Annotated in this window: 2 protein-coding genes and 1 pseudogene; all 3 read right to left on the minus strand. The window is 74.1% G+C overall.

Annotated elements, in window-relative coordinates; all coding sequences use genetic code 11:
* Positions 1-448, minus strand: a 448-nt coding sequence (locus tag PROKR_RS13675; RefSeq protein WP_245605823.1) for a sigma-70 family RNA polymerase sigma factor, incomplete at its 3' end; no start/stop codon positions are given.
* Between the two features lie 149 nt (positions 449-597).
* Positions 598-1,248 carry a carboxymuconolactone decarboxylase family protein gene (locus PROKR_RS13680; RefSeq protein WP_245605822.1) on the minus strand — a complete coding sequence of 217 codons (651 nt, stop codon included), beginning with the start codon at positions 1,246-1,248 and terminating at the stop codon, positions 598-600.
* Between the two features lie 213 nt (positions 1,249-1,461).
* Positions 1,462-2,044: pseudogene (locus tag PROKR_RS34885) on the minus strand (hypothetical protein); the annotation flags it as partial.

The raw sequence follows: 2,044 nt of genomic DNA on the forward strand, positions 1-2,044 counted from the left end.
CGTGCTGCGGGCCGGCGGGCGTGTACCGCGGACGCCGGGCCCGCACGTGCTCCCGCGCGCGGTGCGCGGTCTGCCGCACGGTGGCGGGCTCGCGGTCGAGCACGTCGGCGATCTCCTGGTACGACAGGTCGAACACCTCGCGCAGCACGAACACGGCCCGCTCCACGGGCGACAGCGTCTCCAGCACCACGAGCAGTGCGAGTGAGACCTCCTCGGCGCGCTCGACGGGCAGGGCGGCGTCGGGCGTCGTGAGGATCGGGTCCGGCAACCACGGGCCGACGTACGTCTCGCGCGCCCGCCGGAGCGTGCGCAGCCGGTTCAGCGCGAGCCGGGTCGTGACGCGCACCAGGTAGGCCCTCGGGTCGTCGACGTCGGAGCGGTCCTTGGCCGACCAGCGCAGCCAGGCCTCCTGCACCACGTCCTCGGCGTCGGCGGCCGCGCCGAGCATCTCGTAGGCGACGGTGAACAGCAGGCGGCGGTTCTCGGTGAACGGACGTGCGAGGTCCGCGCCGGGCTGCGGGGTGGCCGGGTCCGGGGCGGCTGGGTCCGGAGCGGCTGGGTCCAGGGCGGCTGGGTCCGGGGCGGCGGCGTCGGGCACTACGCCTCGCCCACCTGGGCGAGCGGGCCGGAGATCGGCACCTCGCACCGGTCGCTGAACCCCTGTGCGGTCAGGCCCATCGCGGCGTTGATCCGGCTGCGCAGGTTCTCCACCGCCACGATCGCGACGAGCTCGGTGAACGCCTCGGTGCCCAGGGACTCGGTGAGGCGGGCGGCGAGGGTGTCGTCGACGGTCGGCGGGGTCGCCGTCGCGGCCTCCGCGAGGGCGAGCACGTCGCGCTCCAGGTCGCTGAAGCGGTCGCTCGTCCGCCACGCGGGCACGTCGTGCAGCTTGGCGGGGTCCACGTGGTCATGCTGCGCCTCGAAGTAGCCGAAGTCCACGCACCACGAGCAGCCGATCGACACCGAGGTGGCCATGACCGCGAGCGACTTGAGGCCGGGGTCGAGCGCCTTCCAGCCGCCGACGCCGAGCTCGGTGAACGCGTAGGTGCGGGTCACCTTCCCGTGGTGTCCGACGGCGACGAGGGGGTCGAGCACGGCGCCGTACCGCCACCGGGAGAACGCGGCCATGGCGCGGTTGGTCAGAGTCCGCGGCAGTTCGGCGCTGACCCGGCTGCTGACGGCACGCGGCGGGGTGCCGGGGCCCGGGGTGCCGGCGTTCGGCGTGCTGGCGTTCGGCGTGCTGGACATGGTCGGGCTCCGTTCCACGACACGAGTGATCCCATCCAGACACCGCGGACCGGCCGGACGTGACACGGTCGGCCGGTGACGCGGGTCACACCGCCGCCGTCGACCGACCGACGTCGGCCACGCCGTCGTCGACCATCCCCTTCGAAGCCCAAGTTTCTTCGCTTTGCTGCGAGTCAAAGCGAAGAAACTTAGGCCTCGAAGGGGAACCCCGGCTCACGCCGGGACGCAGAGGGTCAGCGACCGGTGACGGGCCTCGATCGTGACCGGCACCGGGCCCGTCGGCTCGCCGTCCGCGTACGTGACCAGGCCCGCGGGCGCCGTCAGGCGCACCGCGGGGGTGCGCAGCGTCGTGACCTCCGGCCGCTCGACGTGTCGGCCGGACTTGATCAGGGAGTCGAACGCGAGGAGCCGGAACCGGCCCATCGCCTGCACCAGCGTGACGTCGAGCAGCCCGTCGGCCGGGTCGGCCCCGGGGCAGATCGGCACGCCGCCGCCGTAGGTACGGGTCAGCCCGATCGCGAGCATGTACCCGTCCTGCTCCAGCGCGGGCGCGTCCGCCGGCTCCAGCCGGTAGGCGAACCTCCGCAGCCGCAGCCACTCGAGGTAGATCGCGGCCAGGTACCGGGCGGGCCCCCTGGGCCAGGTCATGCGGTTGGTGCGCTCGTTGGTCAGCGAGTCCAGGCCCGCGCACAGCACGGTCACGAAGTGCCGCACCGTGCCGTCGTCGGCGGTCACGGTGCCCGTGTCGACGCGGCGGCGGGCGCCGTCGAGCGCGAGGTCGGCGGCGGCCGCGGCG

This window comes from Promicromonospora kroppenstedtii DSM 19349 (genome assembly GCF_000515355.1).
GTDB lineage: Bacteria > Actinomycetota > Actinomycetes > Actinomycetales > Cellulomonadaceae > Promicromonospora > Promicromonospora kroppenstedtii.

Bases quoted from the DNA above. Each gene is read 5' to 3' on its own strand.
- PROKR_RS13680 (WP_245605822.1), bottom strand. From the start codon at position 1,248: ATGTCCAGCACGCCGAACGCCAGCACGCCGAACGCCGGCACCCCGGGC.